Below are 321 nucleotides of genomic sequence, written 5' to 3'. Positions count from 1 at the left end.
GCGGAACGGGTCGCATACAATACGGTGCAGACCGGCCGTACCGTGGTCGATCTGCTCTACCGGGCCGATCGCGATCCCTGCGGATGCAGATACACCGGTAAACGTATACATTACAGGCCTCCTTTAAATGTTACAGCAGTGACATTTCGGTCAAAGTAGAACTGACCAGGGCTGTCACAAATTCTTCGGGAACGGCGGCTGCCATGGCCCGTTCCGCCATCAGGCCGCTGTCTTTTCCAGCCAGTAAAGCGGGAAAACGATCGGCGGGATTTTTCTCAAAGCTGCTCATGAAAGCAGCGGCCAGCAGTTTGGGGGTATAAG

General features: G+C 55.1%; 1 protein-coding gene. It reads right to left on the bottom strand.

Features of this window, described 5'->3' with window-relative positions; genetic code table 11:
• Positions 1 to 130: 130 nt before the first annotated feature.
• A partial coding sequence (locus H6B10_RS15905) for a hypothetical protein (RefSeq protein ID WP_204652412.1) occupies positions 131 to 321 on the bottom strand: 191 nt, incomplete at its 5' end.

This window comes from Gemmiger formicilis (genome assembly GCF_016901605.1).
Classification (GTDB): Bacteria; Bacillota; Clostridia; order Oscillospirales; family Ruminococcaceae; genus Gemmiger; species Gemmiger formicilis_B.
The sequence above is the reverse complement of the archived record's forward strand: the minus strand, read 5'-3'. Positions and strand labels throughout refer to the sequence as shown.